Origin of the sequence: Pseudomonas sp. Z1-14, from assembly GCF_051132005.1 — a bacterium.
In the GTDB taxonomy this organism is placed as follows: Bacteria; Pseudomonadota; Gammaproteobacteria; order Pseudomonadales; family Pseudomonadaceae; genus Aquipseudomonas.
The window spans coordinates 1471732-1492743 of the sequence record NZ_CP071646.1 but is presented as its reverse complement, the minus strand read 5'-3'; the positions used below and the strand labels follow the sequence as shown (position 1 = coordinate 1492743).

Genomic DNA, 21012 nt, shown 5'->3' with positions numbered 1-21012 from the left:
TTGAAAAGGGAAGCGCGTTGATGGCTCTGGCAATTTTTGATCTGGACGAAACCCTGATCCACGGCGACTGCGCCACCCTCTGGAGCGAGCAGATGGGGCGCCTGGGCTGGGTCGATCCCGAGTCGTTCATGCGCCGCAACAACGAACTGATGGACGCCTACAGCCACGGCAAGCTGCGCATGGAAGAGTACATGGACTTCAGCCTGGAACCGATGATCGGCCGCACGCCGGAAGAGATCGAACATCTGGTGGCGCCGTGGGTAGAGGACTTCATCGAACCGATCATCTTCAGCGACGCCACCAAGGCCATCGCCGAGCACCGCAAGGCCGGTGACCGGATCCTGGTGATCTCGGCCTCGGGCACGCACCTGGTCAAGCCAATCGCCGAACGCCTGGGCATCGATGAGATCCTCGCGATCGAGCTGGACGTCGCCCATGGCGTGTACAGCGGCAAGACCGTGGGCACCCTGACCTATCGCGAAGGCAAGATCGCCCGACTGCTGGATTGGCTGGACGCCGAGGAAGAAAACCTGGAAGGCGCGAGTTTCTATTCCGACTCGCGCAATGACCTGCCGTTGCTGCTCAAGGTCGATCACCCGCACGTCGTGAACCCGGACCCGGTCCTGAAGGCCCACGCCGAATCGGCCGGCTGGCCGATTCATACCTGGAAGTGAAGCAGATCAACTCCACAATACCTAAGGCCATAATGGCTTGTGGCTGTTGTGGCGAGGGAGCTTGCTCCCGCTCGGCTGCGAAGCAGTCGTAAAGCTGGCTGACGCGATCCTTCCGAACAGTCGCGTCGTCCGGATTGGGGCGGCTACCGCCGCCCAGCGGGAGCAAGCTCCCTCGCCACAGGGGACCGACTCCCGATCAGCTCAGGCTGTCATCGACCACCAGGACCAATTTCCCGGACACCTGATTGGTCGCCAGCTCGGCAAACGCCGCCTCGGCATCGCTGATCGCAAACGTCCTGGCCAACTGCGGGCTCAGGCGCTTGTCGGCGAACAACGGCCACACCTGCTGCCCCAACTCGGCGATCAGGTCGGCCTTGAACTGATCATTGCGACTGCGCAAAGTCGAGCCCAGCAACTGGATACGCTTGCCCAACACCTGGGCCAGATCGAGTTCGGTGGTGCGCCCGCCCATGAGCCCGATCAATACCCAGCGCCCGTCAACTGACAAAAGTTTCACGTTGAGGCTGGCGTAGTTGGCGCCGACCGGATCGAGGATCACGTCGAACGGCCCGAAGTCGTTCAGGCTGTTGATGTCGTCGGTGCGCACCACGCCGCCCTGGGCACCGAGCGCTTCGCAATAGGCCAGCCGCTCGGCCGAACCGACGCTGACCCAGCACGGGTTGCCGAACGCCTTGCACAGCTGGATCGCGGCCGAACCGACGCCGCTGGCGCCGGCGTGCAGCAGCACTTTTTCACCCGGCCTGAGCCCGGCCAGCTGGAACAGATTCAGCCACGCGGTGGCGTAGACCTCAGGCAGCGCGGCGGCTTCGGCCAGTGACAGGCCTTCCGGCACGGGCAACACATGCCGACCATCGACCACCACTTCCTCGGCCATTGCGCCGCCTGCCAGCAAGGCGCAAACCCGGTCGCCGACCTGCCAGGAGGAACCCGGCCCGACTTCACTGATCACCCCGGAACATTCCAGTCCCAACACCTGGCTGGCGCCGGGTGGCGGTGGATAATGTCCGGCTTTCTGCAACAAATCGGCCCGATTCAGGCCAGCGGCCGCCACACGGATGCGAACTTGCCCGGCATCACACGTCGGACTTGGCTCATCTGCCCATACCACTTGGCCTTCAACGCCTTGCAATGCTTTCACGGTGCCTCCATAGTGAGTCTCGACTGGGCCCGCTGCTGTAACAACGCCGGGCTTTCTTGCATTATGCGCCCGGGCCACATGGAACCGGCGACTTCAAAGACGGCCTAATATGCGTGATCAATTGTCCCTGCGTCGAATCAGCATGAAGCACTTTTTCCCCAGCACTGCACTTGCCCTCTTCATTGGCCTTGGCGCTTCAGCGCTCTCGAACACTGCGTTCGCGGCCAACAGCTGGGACAAGCTTCAGCCCGATCGCGACGAGGTGATCGCCAGCCTTAACGTGGTTGAATTGCTCAAGCGCCATCACTACAGCAAGCCGCCACTCGATGACGCGCGCTCGGTCATCATCTATGACAGCTACCTGAAGCTGCTTGATCCGTCGCGCAGTTATTTCCTGGCCAGCGACATCGCCGAATTCGACAAGTGGAAGACCCAGTTCGACGACTTCCTCAAGAGCGGCGACCTCAACGCCGGGTTCATTATCTACAAGCGCTACCTGGACCGCGTCAAGGCGCGCCTGGACTACGCCCTTGCCGAGTTGAACAAGGGCGTCGACAAGATCGACTTCAATGCCAAGGAAACCTTGCTGGTCGACCGCAAGGACGCCGCTTGGCTCAAGAGCACCGCCGAACTCGACGACCTGTGGCGCAAACGCGTCAAGGACGAAGTGTTGCGTATGAAGATCGCCGGCAAGGATCCCAAGCAGATCCAGGAAACCCTGACCAAGCGCTACAAGAATCAACTCGCGCGCCTGGACCAGACCCGCGCCGAGGACGTCTTCCAGGCCTATATCAATACCTTCGCGATGTCCTACGACCCGCACACCAATTATCTGTCGCCGGATAACGCGGAGAACTTCGACATCAACATGAGCCTGTCCCTGGAAGGCATCGGCGCGGTACTGCAGAGCGATAACGATCAGGTCAAGATCGTGCGCCTGGTGCCGGCGGGCCCTGCCGACAAGACCAAGCAGGTCGCCCCGGCGGACAAGATCATCGGCGTCGCCCAGGGCAACAAGGAAATGGTCGACGTGGTCGGCTGGCGCCTGGACGAAGTGGTCAAGCTGATCCGCGGCCCGAAAGGTTCGGTGGTCCGCCTGGAAGTCATTCCGGCCAGCAATGCGCCGAACGACCAGACCAGCAAAGTCGTGTCCATCACCCGTGAAGCAGTGAAGCTGGAAGAACAGGCCGCGAAAAAATCGGTCCTCCAGCTCAAGCAGGACGGCAAGGACTACAAGCTCGGCATCATCGAGATCCCGGCTTTCTATCTGGACTTCAAGGCTTTCCGCGCCGGGGATCCGAACTACAAGAGCACCACGCGCGACGTCAAGAAACTGCTCACCGAACTGCAGAAGGAAAAGGTCGACGGCGTGGTCATCGACTTGCGCAACAACGGCGGCGGCTCGTTGCAGGAAGCCACGGAACTGACCAGCCTGTTCATCGAAGAAGGCCCGACCGTGCTCGTGCGTAACGCCGATGGCCGGGTCGATGTGCTCGAGGACGAAAACCCCGGCGCGTTCTACAAGGGTCCAATGGCCCTGCTGGTCAATCGCCTGTCGGCCTCGGCCTCGGAGATTTTCGCCGGCGCCATGCAGGACTACCACCGCGCGCTGATCATCGGCGGCCAGACCTTCGGCAAAGGCACCGTGCAGACCATCCAGCCACTGAACCACGGCGAACTGAAACTGACCCTGGCAAAGTTCTACCGGGTTTCCGGGCAGAGCACCCAGCACCAAGGCGTGCTGCCTGACATCGATTACCCGTCGATCATCGACACCAAGGAAATCGGTGAGAGCGCCCTGCCCGAAGCCATGCCGTGGGACACCATCCGGCCTGCAATCAAGCCGGCCGTGGATCCGTTCAAGCCGTACCTGGCCCAGCTGAAATCCGAGCATGACGCCCGCACAGCCCAAGACGCGGAGTTTGTGTTCATTCGCGACAAGCTGGCCCTGGCGCAGAAGTTGATGATGGAAAAAACCGTCACCCTCAACGAAGCCGAGCGCCGCGCGCAGCATGCCGACATCGAAGCCAAGCAACTGGCCATGGAAAACCTGCGTCGCAAGGCCAAGGGCGAGGAGCCGCTCAAAGAGCTGAAGAAGGAAGACGAAGACCTGATCACCGAGCCGGAAAAAACCAAGCCGGAAGACGACGCCTATCTGAGCGAAACCGGTCGGATCCTGCTCGATTACCTCAAGCTCAATACGGCGGTCGCCAAACATTGAGGTGATGGCCTTTTAATGGTGATGCTCGTCGGAGTGTCATCAAACTGACATCAGTCTGTCGTGAAATACAGGACCGGGCGCACCCCAGCAGGGGTTGCGCCCAGTCCTTTTTTTATCGCCAGAGATCGCCATGACCACGACAGAACAGCTGAGTGCCTTGAGCTCAATCCTGAGTCAAAGCGGTTTGCACAGCCTGTTCCAGCCGATCATCTGTCTTTCCGAACGACGCATCCTCGGCTACGAGGCCCTGACCCGTGGCCCGTCGAACAGCCCGCTGCACTCCCCCATCGCGTTATTGTCCGTGGCGCGCCAGGCCGGACGCCTCAGCGAACTGGAGCTGGCCTGCCGACGCAGCGCCTGCCAGCGCTTCAATGAACAGAAGCTGCCGGGCAAACTGTTCCTCAACGTCTCGCCAGAATCGCTGCTCGAATCGGCCCACCAGACCGGCCGCACCCTGCAGCTGTTACAGGACTTCGGCATTCCGCCCAGCCAGGTGGTTATCGAACTGACCGAACAAACGCCTATCGATGACTTCCAGCTGCTGCAAACCGCCCTGCATCACTATCGAGCCATGGGTTTTTCCATTGCCCTGGATGACCTTGGTGCCGGGTATTCAAGCTTGCGGCTGTGGTCCGAATTGCGACCTGACTACGTGAAGATCGACCGGCATTTCATCGATGGCATTCACCAGGACGCACTCAAGCGTGAATTCGTCGGTTCCATTCTCAAGATCGCCCAGGCTTCACGGGCCCAGGTGATCGCCGAAGGGATCGAATTGCCGGAAGAGCTCGCCGTGTTGATCGAAATGGGCGTCGACCTGGTCCAGGGCTACTTGCTCGCCCGGCCCCAGGAGCATCCATCCCAGGACGCCAAGGCCTTGATGCCCCGCCAGGACAGCGGCGTGGTGCCGCTGGGCGATGAGGTCAACGACCTCACTGCGCTGCTCAACGAGCAACCGGCAGTCGCCCACGACACACCGACGGCAGCGGTACTGGAAGCGTTCCGGCGCCAGGCCAACCTCAATTCCCTGGCGGTGCTGGACGATCGCGACCAACCGTGCGGGATCGTCCATCGTCATTCGCTCTCGGATGCCCTGCTCAAGCCTTTCGCCACCGACCTGTTCGCTCGCAAGCCCATCAGCCGCCTGATGAGCGATGATTTCCTCGCGGTTGAACTGAGCCAGTCACTGCAACAAGTCAGCCGCCTCATCACCAGCCGCGCCCGCCAGCGCATCGAAGAAGACTTCATCATCACCCTCAACGGCGGCTACCTGGGCCTGGGCCGGGTGATCGATGTGCTCAAGCTCATCACCGAACTGAAGATCCAACAGGCGCGCTACGCCAACCCGCTGACTTTGCTGCCAGGCAACGTGCCCATCCAGCAGTGCCTTACACGCCTGCTGCAGCAGCGCCAGGAGTCGGTGATCTGCTACGTAGACATCGACAGTTTCAAACCCTTCAACGACATCTACGGCTACGGTCGCGGTGACGAAGTCCTGCTGTGCCTGGCCCAATGCCTGAACGAACGCATTGACCCCAGCCGCGACTTCGTCGGCCACATCGGCGGCGACGACTTCCTGCTGGTCCTCGGCCCGGACGATTGGCGCAAGCGCCTGACCCAACTGCTGAGCGACTTCCAGAACCACTGCCGCCGCTTCTACCGGCCCGAGCATCTGGAAGCCGGATGTTTTACCGCGTTGAACCGACAGGGCATACGACAGGACTTCGCCTTGCTGTCGTTGTCGATCGGGGTGGTGCACCTGCGCGCCGAGGCCTGTGCAGAGCTGGATGCCAGCCAGTTGGCGGAAATGGCTTCGCAGGCCAAGCACCATGCCAAGGAGATCGTCGGGGGGAGTTTGTATTTGATTAACGGGCTGGTTGAGCAGGCGCCCGTCGCGGAGCTGGGTTTCTCAGCGTGAGCTCCAGGTGAAAACCCTGTGGGTGATAATCACGCTGTGAGAGGTGATCATCCCGTGGCGAGGGAGCTTGCTCCCGCTGGGCTGCGTAGCAGACCCTCTGGACAGCGCCTCGGTGTGCCTGCTTGATCGAGCAGACTGGTTTGGGGCGGCTTCGCCGCCCAGCGGGAGCAAGCTCCCTCGCCCCGAAAAAAGCGATTTCAGGGTTCCTTGCTCTCGAGCGCCTTGAGCTTGATCTCGGCCAGCGGATGCCCGGCCTTCAGGGCCAAGGCCCACCAACGCGCCGCTTCGTCCGGATCCGGCGCCTTGGTGGTAGAGCCTGCCAGGCTGATGACGCCGACCTGGTAGGCGGCCTTGCCGTCACCGGCCAGCGCCGCCAGGCGGAGCAAGCGAATGCCTTCTTCCCGTGCGCCGAGCCCTTGGCCGCGAAATGTCAGGATATGCCCGTAGAAGCTCTGGGCGTCGACGTCGCCCAGGTTCGCCATGCGCGCAAACTGGCCTTCAAGCCAGGCCCAGCCACGGGGCTGCCGAACCATCCATGACCAATGGAACAATCGGCGCGCCAGCCAATAACCGGCCCGGGCCTTGATCCGCCAGAGCACTCAGGCCTCCGCCGACTCGGGGTACTCGTATTCGAACACCCGGACCACTTCCGACGCATGCCAGGATGCGGCGGCGACGCCGTCGGAGGGGCCGGAAAAGCGCCCGAGGCGTTCAACACATTCGAAAAAACCGGTGCGTGGCAGGCGACTGGCCCCTTGGCTGATGACCAACGAACTGCGCAATGGCTGTTCGGCCCGGGCGTCCAGCGCCGCCAGGTGTTCGAGTGCGGCGGTCAATGTCTGCATGGCCGGGCTGGGCAGCTGCAAGCGCTCCAGCAAGGCGCGGTACGTCAATAAATGGCGCTGGCGACGCGCCTGGTCCAACTCACCCAACAACCCGTCCCAATGTTGCCGACTGATGCGTACACTCACGATTCATCCCTCCAACCCGGCACCGTCAGTTCCCAGGCCAGACTGCGCTTGATCGCGGCATCGGGCTGACGCTCGCCGCTTTCGATCATGGCCAGATAAGACGGGCTGATGCCTACCGTGCGGGCCAGCGCCTCGATGGCGATGCTCTTCCCTTCGCGCAAACTGCGTAGTTGATCCAGGCCAGGGAGAACCTGGCCGGGTGCCGCCGCATGGCGGACCGTGGCTTCTTGCGGTGCTTGATTGATGCCGGCTGCCTTCAGCAGCGCCTGGTACTGATCCCACGGCAAAACCGCGTACTCGGGCTCTCCGTCGCGCGTGATTATTTGAATATCCATGATTACCCCGTAGGACAACAACACTTAGCAAGTAAGCTTTTTCTTGGAAGTGTAATCCTAATAGCGGCCAAGGTCGCGGGGCGATCAAATCTCGCAGGGAAACGGGCCAGATCAGCTTTTTTTCGGCCCTTGCAACTGGAGTTGTTCCGGGGTGTCGGGAAGCCTTTCAACTCGCGCAAGCTTCTCCGGCGACTGCTGTTCGCGCCAGGCACGGAAGGCCCCCAGCTCGTCATCGAGGGTTTTCATGATCCAGGCCAGCACCGCGATGTCGTCGAACATGCCTAGCATGGGCAGCAAGTCCGGGATCGCATCCAGCGGGCTGAGGAAATACATGAGGCCCGCCACCACCGAGAGCATCGATTTGGCACTGACGGCGCGGTATTCGCCCCGCCAGTAAGCCAGACACAGAGCCTGCAGCAGACGCAGGTCCTCCTTGAGCTTGCCGAGGCGACCGCCCTCCCGGGCGCCCTTGCTGGCAACGGCGAACAGCAGCGTGGGCAGTCTGCCGCGGGCCAGGAGCCGTCCCGCCAGGGGAAGAAATCGCGCGAAATTCCACGGGGCCTTCATTTTTTCTCCCACTGAAATGTTATCCACACAAATTGTGGATAACCTTGTGAACAGAGCTGCATTTCAACGCTGCGCCCCCCGTTTCATAAGGGCCGGGCTTAGATCGGGCGTTTTTTACTCACATAAATAAACGGCAACCACCTACCCGACGGGTCGACCGCATCCAGCACAGCGCTGTACTGCCTATGACTGTAGCTTGCCCTGCGCGTTCGGTTTTTTTGCCTCGTCGAATGCCAGATACAAAAACGCCCCGCATGAGCGAGGCGTTTTCATCAAGACAGGCGCAATTACTTGGCTGCGCCTTCTTTTGCCGGATCCTTGATTGCCAGCAGTTCCAGGTCGAATACCAGGACCGAGTTGGCAGGGATCGCCGGGCTCGGGCTCTGGGCGCCGTAGGCCAGGTCGCTCGGGATGTACAGCTTGTACTTCTCGCCGACGTGCATCAATTGCAGGCCTTCGACCCAACCCGGGATCACACCGCTGACCGGCAGGTCAATCGGGCTGCCACGCTCCACGGAGCTGTCGAACACAGTGCCGTTGGTCAGCTTGCCGGTGTAGTGAACGGTCACCACGTCGGTCGGCTTAGGCTGCGCGCCGCTGGCCTTCTTGACCACTTCGTACTGCAGGCCGGAAGCGGTGGTGGTAACGCCGGCCTTCTTGCCGTTTTCCTCAAGGAATTTCTTGCCGGCGGCTGCCGACTCTTCACTCATCTTGGCCATGCGCTCTTCGGCACGTTTTTGCAGCGCGGCAAAGGCTTCGACCAGTTCTTCGTCTTTCAGCTTCTGTTCTTTCTTGCCGACGGCATCTTCGATGCCCTGGGCGACTGCCTTGGAGTCCAGGTCATCCATACCTTCCTGAGCCAGGCTTTTGCCCATGTTCAGGCCGATACCGTAGGAAGCTTTCTGCGCCGGGGTTTTCAGCTCTACGCTGGTCTGCGAGTCACAACCCGCGAGTACCAGGCCAACCAGGGCTACCGCCGCCGCCAACCGATGCTGTTTCATGCTATTTCCTTGTTCATGCGCCTAAAGGGCAATCGAGTAAAGCCGCGAGCTTATCAGGCGGCCACGACCAATGGCTACCGGCATGTGAGCCACAAAGCGATGATAAGTTCAGGTCGGCAAACGCTTTTTGATCCCCGGCAGATGAAGCATCTGTCATCTGTTTCATACACGGCCAGATCGGCCGCTACTCGTAGCGCGGGATAATGGCCACTTGCCGGCCAAGCGGCGCTGAGGCATAAGGGCATATTAAAAAAACAAGGACGTAAACCGTGCGCCTCCTCTCTCGCTTTTTATTGCTGATCCTTGCGCTGGTCATCGTGGTCGTGGCCGTGGTGCTTTATTACGTGGCCAACCCGCGCCTGCCGGCCTACACGCCTGTCCAGCAGGTGCACTACCTGGACCAATGGAGCGCCGCCGAGCGACAGACTTACTATTTCACGCCTCAGGGCACTCAGGTCAAAGGCCTGCGTTACGAGTGGTTCACCGCGCTTGAATTGCCGTTCTCGCAACAGCGCTTCGCTTCGCCGGAATACCTGGCGCGCTTCGGTTTTCTGGTCGATCCGGCGCAGAAAGCCACGCCACTGAACCCCGGCAACTTACCGGTGGGCTTCACCCGACACCAGAACGCCGGCAGTAACGAGCAATACCTCGACATTACCTGCGCCGCCTGCCACACCGGCGAATTGCATTTCAAGGGCCAGGCGATCCGGATCGATGGCGGCTCGGCCCAACACGTATTGCCATCGACTGTTCCGACATTGCGCGGCGGCAGTTTCGGACAGGCACTGGTGGCAAGTCTCGCCTCGACTTACTACAACCCATGGAAATTCGAACGCTTCGCCCGCCAGGTGCTGGGCAATGACTATGACGCTCGCCATGAAGAGTTGCGCAAGGCCTTCAAGGTGTCCCTGAATGCGTTCCTGCGCACTGCCTGGAACGACACCCATCGCGGTCTCTATCCCACCGAGGAAGGTCCGGGCCGTACCGACGCCTTTGGCCGTATCGCCAATGCCAGCTTTGGCGATGCCATTTCGGCAGAAAACTACCGGGTCGCCAACGCACCGGTGGATTACCCACAGTTGTGGGAAATGTGGACGTTCGACTGGGTACAGTGGAACGGTTCGGCGCAGCAGCCGATGGCCCGCAACGTCGGCGAGGCGCTGGGGGTTGGCGCCACGTTGAGTTTCTTCGATGCCCAGGGCAAGCCGCTGCAAGGCGATGCGCGCTACCCTTCCAGCGTGCGGGTGCGCGACCTGAACAAGATCGAAGAGACCTTGCAACTGCTCAAGCCACCCGTATGGCCGGAAGCGTTGCTGGGTTCGATTGACAAGCCCCTGGCGGCAAAGGGCAAGGCGTTGTTCGAAGAAAACTGCGCCGGCTGCCATGTGCCCAAAGTCGTCCAGGGCCCTGACCGGCCGGTGCAACAGTTGCATATGCTGCCAGTGAAGGTGATCGGCACGGACCCGGGCACCGCGAACAATATTGCCGATCACCGTTTCAACCTGACCAGCCTGCAATGGGACCCGGCCGAACTGGCGAAGCTGGAAGTACAACTGCACCCTGCCCCGACAGCGCCGCTGGACCTCAGCCGGGTCTCGGTCGCCAAGGGGTTGGCCTACGTCACCGCATTCGTCGAAAACCGCGCTTACCGGGATGCCGGCGTCACGCCGGTGGAACGTCCGGCACTGGACGGTTTCGGGCTGCCCATCGGCGTCCGTGAATTACGCGCCTACAAGGCCCGGCCATTGGCCGGCGTGTGGGCAACACCGCCGTTCCTGCACAACGGCTCGGTGCCGACGATCTATGAGTTGCTGTCGCCGCAGGCCGAGCGGGCGACCACCTTCTATAAGGGCAGCTTCGAATACGACCCGCGGCACCTGGGCTATCGCACCGAAGCGTTTGCCAATGCCTTCCTGTTCGACACCCGCATCACTGGCAACCATAACAGCGGCCATGAATTCCGCGCCGGCGAACGGGGCAATGGGGTCATTGGCCGTTTGCTGCAACCGCAGGAGCGCTGGGCGCTGCTGGAGTACTTGAAGGTGCTGGGCGGACCGCTGGAGTCGCAACTGTGATGATGAATCTTTCAGGTAAAAGGATTGCGCCATGCTCATAAAGCTCTGGCTGCGCCTCGGCGCCTTTCTGGGCAAGACGCTCCTCTGGCTGCTGGGCATCGGCCTGCTCGGCTGGGCCCTGGCCACGGCCTGGTTCGCCTGGCAACACAGTGGGCCGGTCGCGGACAGGGAGCAGATACCGCCCGGTGAAAGCGCCATGACCCAGGACATCATCCAGACCGCCATCCGCATCGTCGACCAGCACCGCGACGGCACGCGCTACCTGCGCGATGCCCATGCCAAGGCCCATGGCTGCGTGATGGCCGAAGTCCAGGTGCCCGGCGATCTGCCGGCACCGTTGCGCCAGGGCGTATTCGCCGAACCGGGCAAGACCTGGCAGGCGACGATCCGCCTGTCCAACGGCAACGCTTATCCACAGTTCGACAGCCTGCGCGATGCACGTGGCATGGCCATCAAGCTGCTGGATGTGCCTGGCAAGCAATTGCTCGCTGACCGGCAATCGCAGGGCGAGCAGGACTTCGTGATGTTCAATCATCCGAACTTCTTTGTCAGCGATGTCGCCGAATACCGTCAGAACGTGGCGGCCCAGGCTGACGGAAAAAAGGCGATGGCTTTCTTTCCGAGCCTGGACCCACGCAGTTGGCAGATCCGTCATCTGTTCATCGCCCTGGCGACACTCTCCCCGCCTCCGGCGAGCCCGACCCAGACCACTTATTTCTCGGTATCGCCGTACAAGTTCGGCGCGGCCAATGCCAAGTTTCGCGTCGCGCCGGATCCGGACAACTGCCCAGCCTATACCCTGCCCAAGCAGAACCAGGACCTGCCGAATTTCTTGCGCAGCGCACTGACTCAGCAGTTATCCACAGACCGCGTGCCAGCCTGTTTTGTGCTACAGATCCAGCGTCAGGACCCGGGCAAATACATGCCGATCGAAGACACCAGTATCGAGTGGCAGGAAAGCGATGCGCCATTCGAGACGGTGGCGCGAATCAAGGTGCCGGCCCAGGATTTCGATACACCCAAGCTGAACCTGGCTTGCGACAACCTGTCGTTCAACCCGTGGTTTGGGCTCGAGGCGCATCGGCCTATTGGCGGTATCAACCGTTTGCGTAAAGCGGTGTATGAGGCGGTCAGCGATTATCGGCATAGTCGCAATGCTGAGCAGTAGGCTGTGGTGTGGTGTGTATATCCGTTTCTGCGGTGATACTCGCGAAGCGGCGTCATGGCTGATTAAGATGTCGCACGTGCCGGCCTCTTCGCGGGCAGGCCCGCTCCCACAATTAATGCTGTTCACTTAAGAAAAAACGACGGACCTGTGGCGAGGGAGCTTGCTCCCGCTCGGCTGCGAAGCAGTCGTATTTCGGCGGGTACGGTGTGTTTGATGCTGCGTATTCGGCAGGTTTTGGGGCCGCTACGCAGCCCAGCGGGAGCAAGCTCCCTCGCCACGGGAATGTCGATACCTTAAGTGAACTGCATTACGCTCCCACAATGGGCTCTGCGTTCGACCCTGGATTTGCCTGAACAATATCGAAAGCAAAAAAAACGGCGCCTTCCCTCTCTTTAAGGAAAAGCGCCGCTTCTGGCGGGTACCTGGCGTTCAGCGTTCCAGATACCAAATATGGCGCAGCGGACGGGACTCGAACCCGCGACCCCCGGCGTGACAGGCCGGTATTCTAACCGACTGAACTACCGCTGCGCGTAACATTGAAAGTTTGGTGGGTGATGACGGGATCGAACCGCCGACATTCTGCTTGTAAGGCAGACGCTCTCCCGGCTGAGCTAATCACCCTGCACTTTCGATGCGGGGCGCATTCTCTCACAGTTTTTTATAACGTGCTGATTTAATTGATAAATCCAGCAAAAAAAATGTGATTCACGCGCACCACGGAAACTCCAGACAGCAAAAAGCCCGCGTTAGCGGGCTTTCTGTGGTGACCTGGCGTTCAGTGTTCCAGGTTACCGAATATGGCGCAGCGGACGGGACTCGAACCCGCGACCCCCGGCGTGACAGGCCGGTATTCTAACCGACTGAACTACCGCTGCGCATAACACTTGAAGCGAATGGTGGGTGATGACGGGATCGAACCGCCGACATTCTGCTTGTAAGGCAGACGCTCTCCCGGCTGAGCTAATCACCCTTCGCTTTCGGTGTGGCGCGCATTCTACGGAGCACTTCCTAAGCTGGCAAGCACTTTTTAATTTAATTTTTTCAGGCCTTCCAAAGGCTTAGCGAAGGGTTGGCCTATGGCGCCGCGAAGAGAATAATGCCCCCCTTTGTATAAAGGAGAGACTCACCCCATGTGGTTCAAGAACCTGCTTATCTATCGCCTGACCCAAGATCTGCCTGTTGATGCCGAGGCGTTGGAAACTGCACTGGCGAGCAAACTGGCACGCCCCTGTGCAAGCCAGGAGTTGACCACTTACGGTTTCGTCGCGCCATTTGGCAAAGGCGAAGACGCCCCCCTGGTGCATGTCAGCCAGGACTTTTTGCTGATTGCCGCACGCAAGGAAGAACGCATCCTGCCGGGCAGCGTCGTCCGTGACGCGGTCAAGGAAAAGGTCGAAGAGATCGAAGCCGAGCAGATGCGCAAGGTCTATAAGAAGGAACGGGACCAGATCAAGGATGAAATCATCCAGGCTTTCCTGCCTCGCGCCTTCATCCGCCGTTCGTCCACGTTCGCCGCGATCGCGCCGAAACAGGGCCTGATCCTGGTCAACTCGGCGAGCCCGAAACGCGCCGAAGACCTGCTTTCGACCCTGCGCGAAGTCATCGGCACGCTGCCGGTGCGCCCGCTGACAGTGAAGACGGCCCCGACCGCGATCATGACCGACTGGGTCAAGACCCAGAAAGCCGCAGACGATTTCTTCGTGCTGGACGAATGCGAACTGCGCGATACCCATGAAGATGGCGGCATCGTCCGTTGCAAGCGCCAGGACCTGACCAGCGACGAAATCCAGCTGCACCTGAACACCGGCAAGGTGGTGACGCAACTGTCGCTGGCCTGGCAAGACAAGCTGTCTTTCGTGCTCGACGACAAAATGGTGGTCAAGCGCCTGAAGTTCGAAGACCTGCTGCAAGACCAGGCGGAACAGGACGGCGGCGACGAAGCCCTCGGCCAACTGGACGCCAGCTTCACCCTGATGATGCTGACGTTCGGCGAGTTCCTGCCGGCGCTGGTTGAAGCGCTGGGTGGTGAAGAGATTCCGCAAGGGATCTAAAAGTAGCGGATAGCCCTTGTGGGAGCGAGCCTGCTCGCGAAAGCGGTATGACAGCCACAGCGATGCTGACTGACACCCCGCTTTCGCGAGCAGGCTCGCTCCCACACGGGTATTCGGTGTTTTTTATAACAAGGATCAGATCATGCGTGCACTGGCTGCATTGAGCCGCTTCGTCGGCAATACGTTCGCTTACTGGGTGTTGCTGTTCGCCGTCGTGGCGTTCTTTCTGCCGACCTGGTTCATCGGTCTCAAAAGCGCCATTGTGCCGCTGCTGGGCCTGGTGATGTTCGGCATGGGCCTGGCACTGAAGCTGGAAGACTTTGCCGAAGTGGCTCGTCGCCCTGGACGGGTGGCCCTGGGGGTGATTGCCCAGTTCGTGATCATGCCGGGGACAGCATGGCTGCTTTGCCAGGTATTCAGCCTGCCGCCCGAAATCGCCGTCGGCGTGATTCTGGTGGGTTGCTGCCCGAGCGGCACGTCCTCCAACGTGATGACCTGGCTCGCCCGCGGCGACCTGGCCTTGGCCGTAGCGATATCCGCCATCACAACCCTGCTTGCCCCGCTGCTGACCCCGACGCTGATATGGCTGCTGGCCTCGGCCTGGCTGCCGGTGTCGTTCTCGGCATTGTTCTGGTCGATACTGCAAATTGTGTTGCTGCCCATCGCACTGGGTATCGTTGCCCAACGTTTGTTGGGTGCGCGGGTCCGTCATGCCGTAGAGGTGCTGCCGCTGGTATCGGTGGTCAGTATCGTGATCATCGTTGCGGCGGTGGTGGCAGCCAGCCAAGCGAAGATCGCTGAGTCCGGCCTGCTGATCATGGCGATCGTGATCCTGCATAACAGCTTCGGCTACCTGCTGGGGTATTTCACCGGTCGGCTTTTCGGGTTGCCGTTGGCCCAACGCAAGACGTTGTCGCTGGAAGTCGGCATGCAGAACTCGGGCCTCGGTGCGGCATTGGCCAGCGCACACTTTTCGCCGCTGGCGGCAGTGCCCAGCGCGCTGTTCAGCGTCTGGCACAACATTTCCGGCGCCCTGCTCTCGACCTGGTTCCGGCGCATGAGTGAAAAACAGGACCGCGAAGAGCTCACCCGACAAACCGCGGACTGACCGAAGGACTTGACCGAATAGTCAGCATTGGGCACTCTTGCGCCCAATGCGGGGACGACCCCGCAATGCCATGAAGTTTTTATCCGGGGACGACCCCATCCATCGATGAGGTGTGTGATGTCCTGGATCATTCTGTTTTTCGCCGGCCTGTTCGAAGTCGGCTGGGCTGTCGGCCTGAAGTACACCGACGGCTTCAGCCGCCCGCTCCCTACCGCACTGACAATCGCCGCCATGGCGATCAGCCTCGGCCTGCTCGGCCTGGCGATGAAGGAGTTGCCGCTGGGCACTGCCTATGCCATCTGGACCGGGGTCGGTGCCGTCGGCACGGTGATCGCCGGGATCATCCTGTTTGGCGAGTCGATGGCGCTGATTCGGCTGGCCAGCGTTGCGCTGATCATAGCCGGGCTGGTCGGGCTCAAGGTCAGCGCTTAAGCCACTACACCTTCGCGAGCAGGCTCGCTCCCACATTAGATCAAATGCCTTTGTGGGAGCGAGCTTGCTCGCGATTGCGGTCTGTCAGCAACATCAATGTCGACAGGTATATGGCCATCGCGAGCAAGCTCGCCCCCACAGGTTTTTGGTTTATCTGACCGCCCCGCGCAACTCTCCGACCAACGCCTGCAACTTCGCCGGCTCCGCCGCCTCGACCGCCACCGCCGTCCCCGCCACCAGCGTCACCCGCGACCAGAACCGCCGAAACAGCCCCTTGCTCGGATCACGGCTGAAAAAGCTGCCCCACAAGCCCTGCAATGCCAGGGGAATCACCGGCACCGGGGTTTCTTGAAGGATGCGCGTCAGCCCGCTCTTGAACTCGTTGATCTCACCGTCGGCGGTCAACTTTCCTTCAGGGAAGATGCACACCAGCTCACCGTCCTTCAGGTATTGGGCGATGCGGCTGAAGGCTTTTTCATAGATGTGGATATCCTCCTGGCGCCCGGCAATCGGAATGGTCCCGGCGGTACGGAAGATGAAGTTCAGGATCGGCAGGTTGTAGATCTTGTAGTACATCACAAAACGAATCGGCCGACGGACAGCGCCACCAATCAGCAAGGCATCGACAAACGATACGTGATTGCACACCAGCAACGCTGCGCCCTCATCCGGGATCGTTTCCAGATTGCGATGCTCCACGCGGTACATGGAATGGCTGAGCAGCCAGATCATGAAACGCATGCTGAACTCGGGGACGATCTTGAAGATGTAGGCGTTGACGCCGATGTTCAGCAGCGACACCACCAGGAACAGCTGCGGGATCGACAGCTTGGCCAGGCTCAGCAGGACGATGGAAACGATCGCCGAGACCACCATGAACAAGGCGTTGAGGATGTTGTTGGCGGCGATCACTCGCGCCCGCTCGTTTTCAACGGTGCGCGACTGGATCAATGCATACAGCGGCACGATGTAGAAACCGCCAAAGATACCCAGCCCGAGGATATCGATCAGCACCAGCCAGGCGTGGCCGAAACCCAGAATTTGCAGCCAGCCATGGCCGTCGACGCTGGCGGGGATTCCACCGGAATGCCACCACAACAGCAAGCCGAACACCGTCAGCCCGAACGAACCGAACGGCACCAGGCCGATCTCCACTTTGCGCCCCGAGAGCCTTTCGCAGAGCATCGAGCCCAGGGCGATCCCCACCGAAAACACCGTCAGGATCAGCGTCACGACGGTTTCGTCGCCGTGCATCCACTCCTTGGCATAGGCCGGGATCTGGGTGAGATAGATCGCGCCGACAAACCAGAACCAGGAATTGCCGACAATCGAGCGGGATACCGCCGGGGTCTGCCCGAGGCCCAGCTTCAGGGTCGCCCAGGACTGGCTGAAGATGTTCCAGTTCAAACGCATCTGCGGCGAAGCGGCCGCCGCCCGCGGAATGCCGCGGCTGGCCAGGTAACCGGCCACGGCAATGCCGACAATCGCCACCGAGACCACGGGCGCGTAATTGGCCGAGGACATCATGATCCCGGCGCCGATGGTGCCGGCGAGGATCGCCAGGAACGTCCCCATCTCCACCAGGCCGTTGCCGCCGACCAGCTCATCCTCGCGCAGGGCTTGCGGCAGGATCGAATATTTCACCGGCCCGAACAGCGCCGAGTGCGTGCCCATGGCGAACAGCGCCACCAGCATCAGCCACAGATGATCGAACAGGAAACCCACCGCGCCGACCGCCATGATCGCAATTTCGCCAAGCTTGATCAGGCGAATCAACGCATCCTTGGCGAATTTTTCGCCGAACTGGCCCGCCAGCGCCGAGAACAGGAAGAACGGCAGGATGAACAGCAGCGCGCAGAGATTGACCCAGATCGAGCGATCACCCTCGATGGTCAATTTATAGAGGATGGCGAGGATCAGCGACTGCTTGAAGATATTGTCGTTGAACGCGCCGAAGGACTGCGTGATGAAGAACGGCAGGAAACGCCGCGTGCGAAGCAAGGTGAACTGCGAGGGGTGACTCATCTTCCATGTTCCTGAGTGGCTTGGACGCTTATTGGAATGACGCTTTTTCGATCCAGGCCACACATTACCTGTCTTTGACGATTATTTCCCCAGCCCCGCAATACAAGGCGACACGAACAACTCACCGTGCCAGGCGCCCAGCACCGTGCGCCGGGCGACGATCAGCCACATCACCGCCAGCATCACCACCAGTGCGCAACCCAGCAGGTTGAAAAATACCAGCCCCAGCACGCTCGCCAGTTTCAGCGTGGTCAGTGCGTACACGCCCAAGGGAAAGGTGAAACCCCACCAGCCGAGATTGAACGGGATGCCTTCGCGCAGATAGCGCCGGGTGATCAACAGCGCCATCAACATCCACCACAAACCCAAGCCCCACAGGGTGATGCCGGCCACCAGCCCCAGCCCCGAGGCAACCTCGCCCACGCCCGGCAAGCCATTGGCAGCGAAAATCATCGGGGCCTCGCCTCCCAGCAGCAACATGCCCAGGGCGCCTGTGCCGATAGGGCCGAGGGCCAGCCAGCTCGAAGCGGCCATGTTTTCATGCGGCAGTTTGTGCAGGGCCATGCGCAGCAGCAGGATGGTCAGAATGCTGAACGCCACCGGTAGCGAAAATGCCCACAACACATAGCTAGTGACCAACGTGACCAGTTGCGCATGGGCGTCGCCAAGGTGTGGCGCCAGCAACCCGCCACTGGCAGCGGCCACCTCGGCGGCCACCACGGGCAACAGCCACACGGCGGTCATCTGGTCGATGCGGTGCTCCTGGCGGGTGAACATCAGGAACGGAATCAGCACGCCGCAGGCCAGCGACATCACCACGTCGATCCACCACAACACCTCTGCCACCGCCACCACGCCATCCCCCCAGCGCGGCAACCCGAACACCAGAAAGCCGTTGATGATCGTCGCCAGGCCCATGGGAATGGTGCCGAAAAACATCGAGACCGTTGAATGGCCGAAAACTCGCCGGGCCTCGTTGAAAAAAAGCATCCAGCGAGCGCCGTACAGCCCGGTGAACAGTGCAAACAGGAAAATGTTGAACAACCACAGCCCTTCAGCAAATGCGTGGAATCCGGCATTGCCGCCTGGCACTTGCGCCAGGGCCAACGCCAGCACACCAGTCCCCATGGTGGCGGCGAACCAGTTCGGGGTGAATTGTCGGACGACCTCCAAGGGTCCGGCCAAGTGGCTCAGCGGGCGTAAACGGTTTTTTGCAGCGCAGCTAGTCATGGTCAATCCTCGTTATCGGATGAGGTAAAGCCATGCTAGAACTGAAAAGAATATCTATATAACGGGTAATTTCTCTATATCTATTCTGTTTTACAGATAAACCCTCACGATCCCACCCCCTCCGCCAGCGGTTCTGCAGGCTGGCGCAGCAAGCCCGCCAGCGCACCGACTGCCATCACAATCAGCACGGCGCCGTAGCCATCGGTGGTCGGAATCAGCCCGAAAGTACGCGTGAGGTTTCCCGCCAGCAACGAAGGCAGGCTGAAGGCCAGGTAACTGAGCACGTAGAACGCCGACATCAGGCCGGCCCGTTCGTGGGGCAAGGCTAGCGGCATGATGCTGCGCAGGGCGCCGAGGAATCCGGCGCCAAAACCGCTGCCAGTGATCAAGGTGCCAATGAAAAACCACGGCAGACTGGCCGTGTGTACGGCCGTCAATACCAGGCCCAGGCCGAGCACCAGCAGACTGGCGCCAAGCCGCAGCATCGTTCTTGCCGCCCGGTTACGCAGCGTGTAGATCGACAAGGCACCACTGAGAGTGAGCACAGCCACCAGCGCGCCGCCAATCAGGTTCGATGTCGAACCGGTCGCGGCCCGCACCAGTGATGGCGCGAGGGACAAATAGAATCCCCCGACCGCCCAAGCCGCCAGGTCCAGAGGCAATATCAGCCACAAGGCGCGCCGGGCCTGGACAGGTACATGCAAAGTCGGGCGCAACGATCGCCACGCCCCGGGCTGCGGGCTGACGCTTTCCGCCAGGCGCCACAGGTAAATCGCCTGGAAGAGAAACAATGCCAGCAGCAGCCAATACGTCAATTGCAGCGGCATCGGCGCGAACTCAGCCAGCAGGCCGCAGCCCATCGCGCCACACGCCATGCCGAGCAATGGCGCCACGCTGGTGATCAGCGGCCCCTGCTGACGATCGAAGTCCAGCAACGCCGCCCCCAATACACTGGTGGCCATTCCGGTGGCAAAACCCTGAATCAAACGCGCACCGATCAACCAGGCGACGCTGTCGGCGTTGATAAACAGCAGCATCGCCAGCATGTTGAGCAGCAATGCCGCAAAGATCACTGGCTTGCGACCGAGGTAATCCGACAGCGAACCGACGACCAGCAAAGCCGCCAGCAGACTGAACGCGTACACGCCGAAGATCAGTGTCAGGATCGCCGGGGAAAACTGCATATGTTCCTGGTAGAGATGATACAACGGCGTCGGCGCGCTGGACGCCGCCAGGAAGCCGAGCAAGGTGAGCGCCAGAAATATCAGGCTGGCGCGGGTCGAAGCTGGACGAGACATGGGCACGCTCCACAAGGCATTCACAAAAGCTAATTTTTTGCTTTTGCGGAGTGTGCTACCGGCATGCGCTTAAAGCAAATTCTTTGTGTTAAGGTCCGATTCATGGCTATTAAAGAAGGTTTACGCCCCGGCGGCAGAAGCGCCCGGGTCCAAGAGTCGATTCATTCGGCCGTTCACGCGTTATTGCAGGAGCAGGATCGCGCCAGCCTGACCGTGCCGCAAATCGCCGCGCGCGCCGGGGTGACGCCGTCCACCATTTATCGGCGCTGGGGCGATCTGCAAGCGCTGCTGGCCGATGTCGCCATCGCACGCATGCGTCCGGACGGCGAGCCGGCCAATACCGGCAGCCTGCGCGGCGACTTGCGTGCCTGGGCCGAGCAGTACCTGGACGAAATGAGTTCCGAGCCCGGCCGCAACATGATGCGCGACATCCAGGCCTGCGCCACGCCGGGCTATTGCGTGGGCATTATCAGCGGTCAGTTGCAGATCATCCTGGACCGCTATCCCGATGAGCCGAATCCGGGCATCGAGCGGCTGGTGAATGTGATCGTGGCGCCGACGGTGTTTCGTATCCTGTTTGCCACTGCGCCGTTGGAGGTTGAGGAGTTGTATCGGTTGGTTGACATAGCGTTGGGTCAGTAGGGCCGCTTTCGCGAGCAGGCTCGCTCCCACATGGGGTCTCCGGCGGGCATAAGATTTGTGTGCCCCGCAGATCCACTGTGGGGGCGAGCCTGCTCGCGAAGAGGCCCAAAAGAACACCCGATAACCCGAGCACTCCA

The 21012-nt window shown here is 60.8% G+C and carries 18 protein-coding genes and 4 tRNA genes; 9 read left to right on the top strand and 13 right to left on the bottom strand.

Annotated elements, in window-relative coordinates:
* Positions 1-20 precede the first annotated feature (20 nt).
* A complete protein-coding gene (locus J3P89_RS07055) occupies positions 21-674 on the top strand; it encodes an HAD family hydrolase (protein WP_434572490.1) in 654 nt (217 codons plus the stop codon).
* A gap of 196 nt (positions 675-870) precedes the next feature.
* Here the strand turns inward: J3P89_RS07055 and J3P89_RS07050 are convergent, their stop codons facing one another.
* Entirely contained in the window at positions 871-1833 is a 963-nt protein-coding gene (locus J3P89_RS07050; RefSeq protein WP_434697105.1) for a zinc-binding dehydrogenase, read from the bottom strand.
* 142 nt (positions 1834-1975) lie between these two features.
* Between J3P89_RS07050 and J3P89_RS07045 the strand changes: the two genes are divergently transcribed.
* Together J3P89_RS07045 and J3P89_RS07040 are read left to right on the top strand one after the other, a co-directional pair.
* Positions 1976-4054, top strand: a complete 2079-nt coding sequence (locus J3P89_RS07045; protein WP_434697955.1) for a carboxy terminal-processing peptidase — start codon at positions 1976-1978, stop codon at positions 4052-4054.
* 130 nt (positions 4055-4184) lie between these two features.
* Positions 4185-5972 (top strand): bifunctional diguanylate cyclase/phosphodiesterase, encoded by a 1788-nt coding sequence (locus J3P89_RS07040; protein WP_434629110.1) that lies wholly within the window; start codon positions 4185-4187, stop codon positions 5970-5972.
* 197 nt (positions 5973-6169) lie between these two features.
* Here the strand turns inward: J3P89_RS07040 and J3P89_RS07035 are convergent, their stop codons facing one another.
* From J3P89_RS07035 to J3P89_RS07015, 5 genes are all read right to left on the bottom strand, one after another.
* Entirely contained in the window at positions 6170-6571 is a 402-nt protein-coding gene (locus J3P89_RS07035) for a sel1 repeat family protein (protein ID WP_434572486.1), read from the bottom strand.
* On the bottom strand, positions 6572-6943 hold the full coding sequence (locus tag J3P89_RS07030; protein ID WP_003179080.1) for a hypothetical protein: 372 nt from the start codon (positions 6941-6943) through the stop codon (positions 6572-6574).
* On the bottom strand, positions 6940-7278 hold the full coding sequence (locus tag J3P89_RS07025; protein ID WP_434697103.1) for a helix-turn-helix domain-containing protein: 339 nt from the start codon (positions 7276-7278) through the stop codon (positions 6940-6942). The genes J3P89_RS07030 and J3P89_RS07025 overlap by 4 nt, the downstream gene beginning before the upstream one ends.
* A 111-nt stretch (positions 7279-7389) precedes the next feature.
* Positions 7390-7845, bottom strand: coding sequence for a YkvA family protein (locus tag J3P89_RS07020; RefSeq protein ID WP_434572484.1), 456 nt, complete (start codon positions 7843-7845; stop codon positions 7390-7392).
* 287 nt (positions 7846-8132) lie between these two features.
* A complete protein-coding gene (locus J3P89_RS07015) occupies positions 8133-8846 on the bottom strand; it encodes an FKBP-type peptidyl-prolyl cis-trans isomerase (RefSeq protein WP_305499483.1) in 714 nt (237 codons plus the stop codon).
* A gap of 269 nt (positions 8847-9115) precedes the next feature.
* Here J3P89_RS07015 and J3P89_RS07010 point away from each other — a divergent pair, with 269 nt between their 5' ends.
* Positions 9116-10921 carry a di-heme-cytochrome C peroxidase gene (locus tag J3P89_RS07010; RefSeq protein WP_434697101.1) on the top strand — a complete coding sequence of 602 codons (1806 nt, stop codon included), beginning with the start codon at positions 9116-9118 and terminating at the stop codon, positions 10919-10921.
* A gap of 31 nt (positions 10922-10952) precedes the next feature.
* Positions 10953-12089 carry a catalase family protein gene (locus tag J3P89_RS07005; RefSeq protein ID WP_434697099.1) on the top strand — a complete coding sequence of 379 codons (1137 nt, stop codon included), beginning with the start codon at positions 10953-10955 and terminating at the stop codon, positions 12087-12089.
* A 451-nt stretch (positions 12090-12540) separates the two neighbouring features.
* On the opposite strand, the gene J3P89_RS07000 is transcribed toward J3P89_RS07005, so the two are convergent.
* From J3P89_RS07000 to J3P89_RS06985, 4 genes are all read right to left on the bottom strand, one after another.
* A tRNA-Asp gene (locus J3P89_RS07000) sits at positions 12541-12617 on the bottom strand.
* A 17-nt stretch (positions 12618-12634) separates the two neighbouring features.
* Positions 12635-12710: transfer RNA gene (locus J3P89_RS06995), tRNA-Val, on the bottom strand.
* 177 nt (positions 12711-12887) lie between these two features.
* Positions 12888-12964 (bottom strand) — tRNA-Asp (locus J3P89_RS06990).
* A gap of 19 nt (positions 12965-12983) precedes the next feature.
* A tRNA-Val gene (locus tag J3P89_RS06985) sits at positions 12984-13059 on the bottom strand.
* A gap of 160 nt (positions 13060-13219) precedes the next feature.
* On the opposite strand from J3P89_RS06985, the gene rdgC reads away from it, so the two are divergent.
* From rdgC to sugE, 3 genes are all read left to right on the top strand, one after another.
* Positions 13220-14140 (top strand): recombination-associated protein RdgC, encoded by a 921-nt coding sequence (gene rdgC / locus J3P89_RS06980; RefSeq protein WP_305499478.1) that lies wholly within the window; start codon positions 13220-13222, stop codon positions 14138-14140.
* Between the two features lie 142 nt (positions 14141-14282).
* Positions 14283-15248, top strand: coding sequence for a bile acid:sodium symporter family protein (locus J3P89_RS06975; protein WP_434697097.1), 966 nt, complete (start codon positions 14283-14285; stop codon positions 15246-15248).
* A 117-nt stretch (positions 15249-15365) separates the two neighbouring features.
* Positions 15366-15680 (top strand): quaternary ammonium compound efflux SMR transporter SugE, encoded by a 315-nt coding sequence (sugE, locus tag J3P89_RS06970; RefSeq protein WP_305499474.1) that lies wholly within the window; start codon positions 15366-15368, stop codon positions 15678-15680.
* A 150-nt stretch (positions 15681-15830) separates the two neighbouring features.
* Here sugE and J3P89_RS06965 read toward each other — a convergent pair whose 3' ends face one another.
* From J3P89_RS06965 to J3P89_RS06955, 3 genes are all read right to left on the bottom strand, one after another.
* The gene (locus J3P89_RS06965) at positions 15831-17705 is read right to left on the bottom strand and encodes an MFS transporter (RefSeq protein ID WP_434697096.1); all 1875 of its coding nucleotides are present in this window, start codon (positions 17703-17705) and stop codon (positions 15831-15833) included.
* An 81-nt stretch (positions 17706-17786) separates the two neighbouring features.
* A complete protein-coding gene (locus J3P89_RS06960; RefSeq protein ID WP_434697095.1) occupies positions 17787-18935 on the bottom strand; it encodes a TDT family transporter in 1149 nt (382 codons plus the stop codon).
* A 104-nt stretch (positions 18936-19039) separates the two neighbouring features.
* Complete coding sequence (locus tag J3P89_RS06955) at positions 19040-20233, bottom strand: MFS transporter (RefSeq protein WP_434697094.1); 1194 nt, start codon at positions 20231-20233, stop codon at positions 19040-19042.
* 102 nt (positions 20234-20335) lie between these two features.
* Here J3P89_RS06955 and J3P89_RS06950 point away from each other — a divergent pair, with 102 nt between their 5' ends.
* Entirely contained in the window at positions 20336-20875 is a 540-nt protein-coding gene (locus J3P89_RS06950) for a TetR/AcrR family transcriptional regulator (RefSeq protein ID WP_434697093.1), read from the top strand.
* The last annotated feature ends 137 nt before the right edge of the window (positions 20876-21012 follow it).

What these genes read in the sequence shown, in the direction of transcription:
- sugE (WP_305499474.1), top strand. Translation starts at nt 15,366, where the DNA reads ATGTCCTGGATCATTCTGTTTTTCGCCGGCCTGTTCGAAGTCGGCTGG.
- J3P89_RS06975 (WP_434697097.1), top strand. Translation starts at nt 14,283, where the DNA reads ATGCGTGCACTGGCTGCATTGAGCCGCTTCGTCGGCAATACGTTCGCT.
- J3P89_RS07015 (WP_305499483.1), bottom strand. Translation starts at nt 8,846, where the DNA reads ATGAAACAGCATCGGTTGGCGGCGGCGGTAGCCCTGGTTGGCCTGGTA.
- J3P89_RS06960 (WP_434697095.1), bottom strand. Translation starts at nt 18,935, where the DNA reads ATGACTAGCTGCGCTGCAAAAAACCGTTTACGCCCGCTGAGCCACTTG.
- J3P89_RS06955 (WP_434697094.1), bottom strand. Translation starts at nt 20,233, where the DNA reads ATGTCTCGTCCAGCTTCGACCCGCGCCAGCCTGATATTTCTGGCGCTC.
- rdgC (WP_305499478.1), top strand. Translation starts at nt 13,220, where the DNA reads ATGTGGTTCAAGAACCTGCTTATCTATCGCCTGACCCAAGATCTGCCT.
- J3P89_RS07045 (WP_434697955.1), top strand. Translation starts at nt 1,976, where the DNA reads ATGAAGCACTTTTTCCCCAGCACTGCACTTGCCCTCTTCATTGGCCTT.
- J3P89_RS07005 (WP_434697099.1), top strand. Translation starts at nt 10,953, where the DNA reads ATGCTCATAAAGCTCTGGCTGCGCCTCGGCGCCTTTCTGGGCAAGACG.
- J3P89_RS06950 (WP_434697093.1), top strand. Translation starts at nt 20,336, where the DNA reads ATGGCTATTAAAGAAGGTTTACGCCCCGGCGGCAGAAGCGCCCGGGTC.
- J3P89_RS07055 (WP_434572490.1), top strand. Translation starts at nt 21, where the DNA reads ATGGCTCTGGCAATTTTTGATCTGGACGAAACCCTGATCCACGGCGAC.
- J3P89_RS07020 (WP_434572484.1), bottom strand. Translation starts at nt 7,845, where the DNA reads ATGAAGGCCCCGTGGAATTTCGCGCGATTTCTTCCCCTGGCGGGACGG.
- J3P89_RS07025 (WP_434697103.1), bottom strand. Translation starts at nt 7,278, where the DNA reads ATGGATATTCAAATAATCACGCGCGACGGAGAGCCCGAGTACGCGGTT.
- J3P89_RS06965 (WP_434697096.1), bottom strand. Translation starts at nt 17,705, where the DNA reads ATGAGTCACCCCTCGCAGTTCACCTTGCTTCGCACGCGGCGTTTCCTG.
- J3P89_RS07040 (WP_434629110.1), top strand. Translation starts at nt 4,185, where the DNA reads ATGACCACGACAGAACAGCTGAGTGCCTTGAGCTCAATCCTGAGTCAA.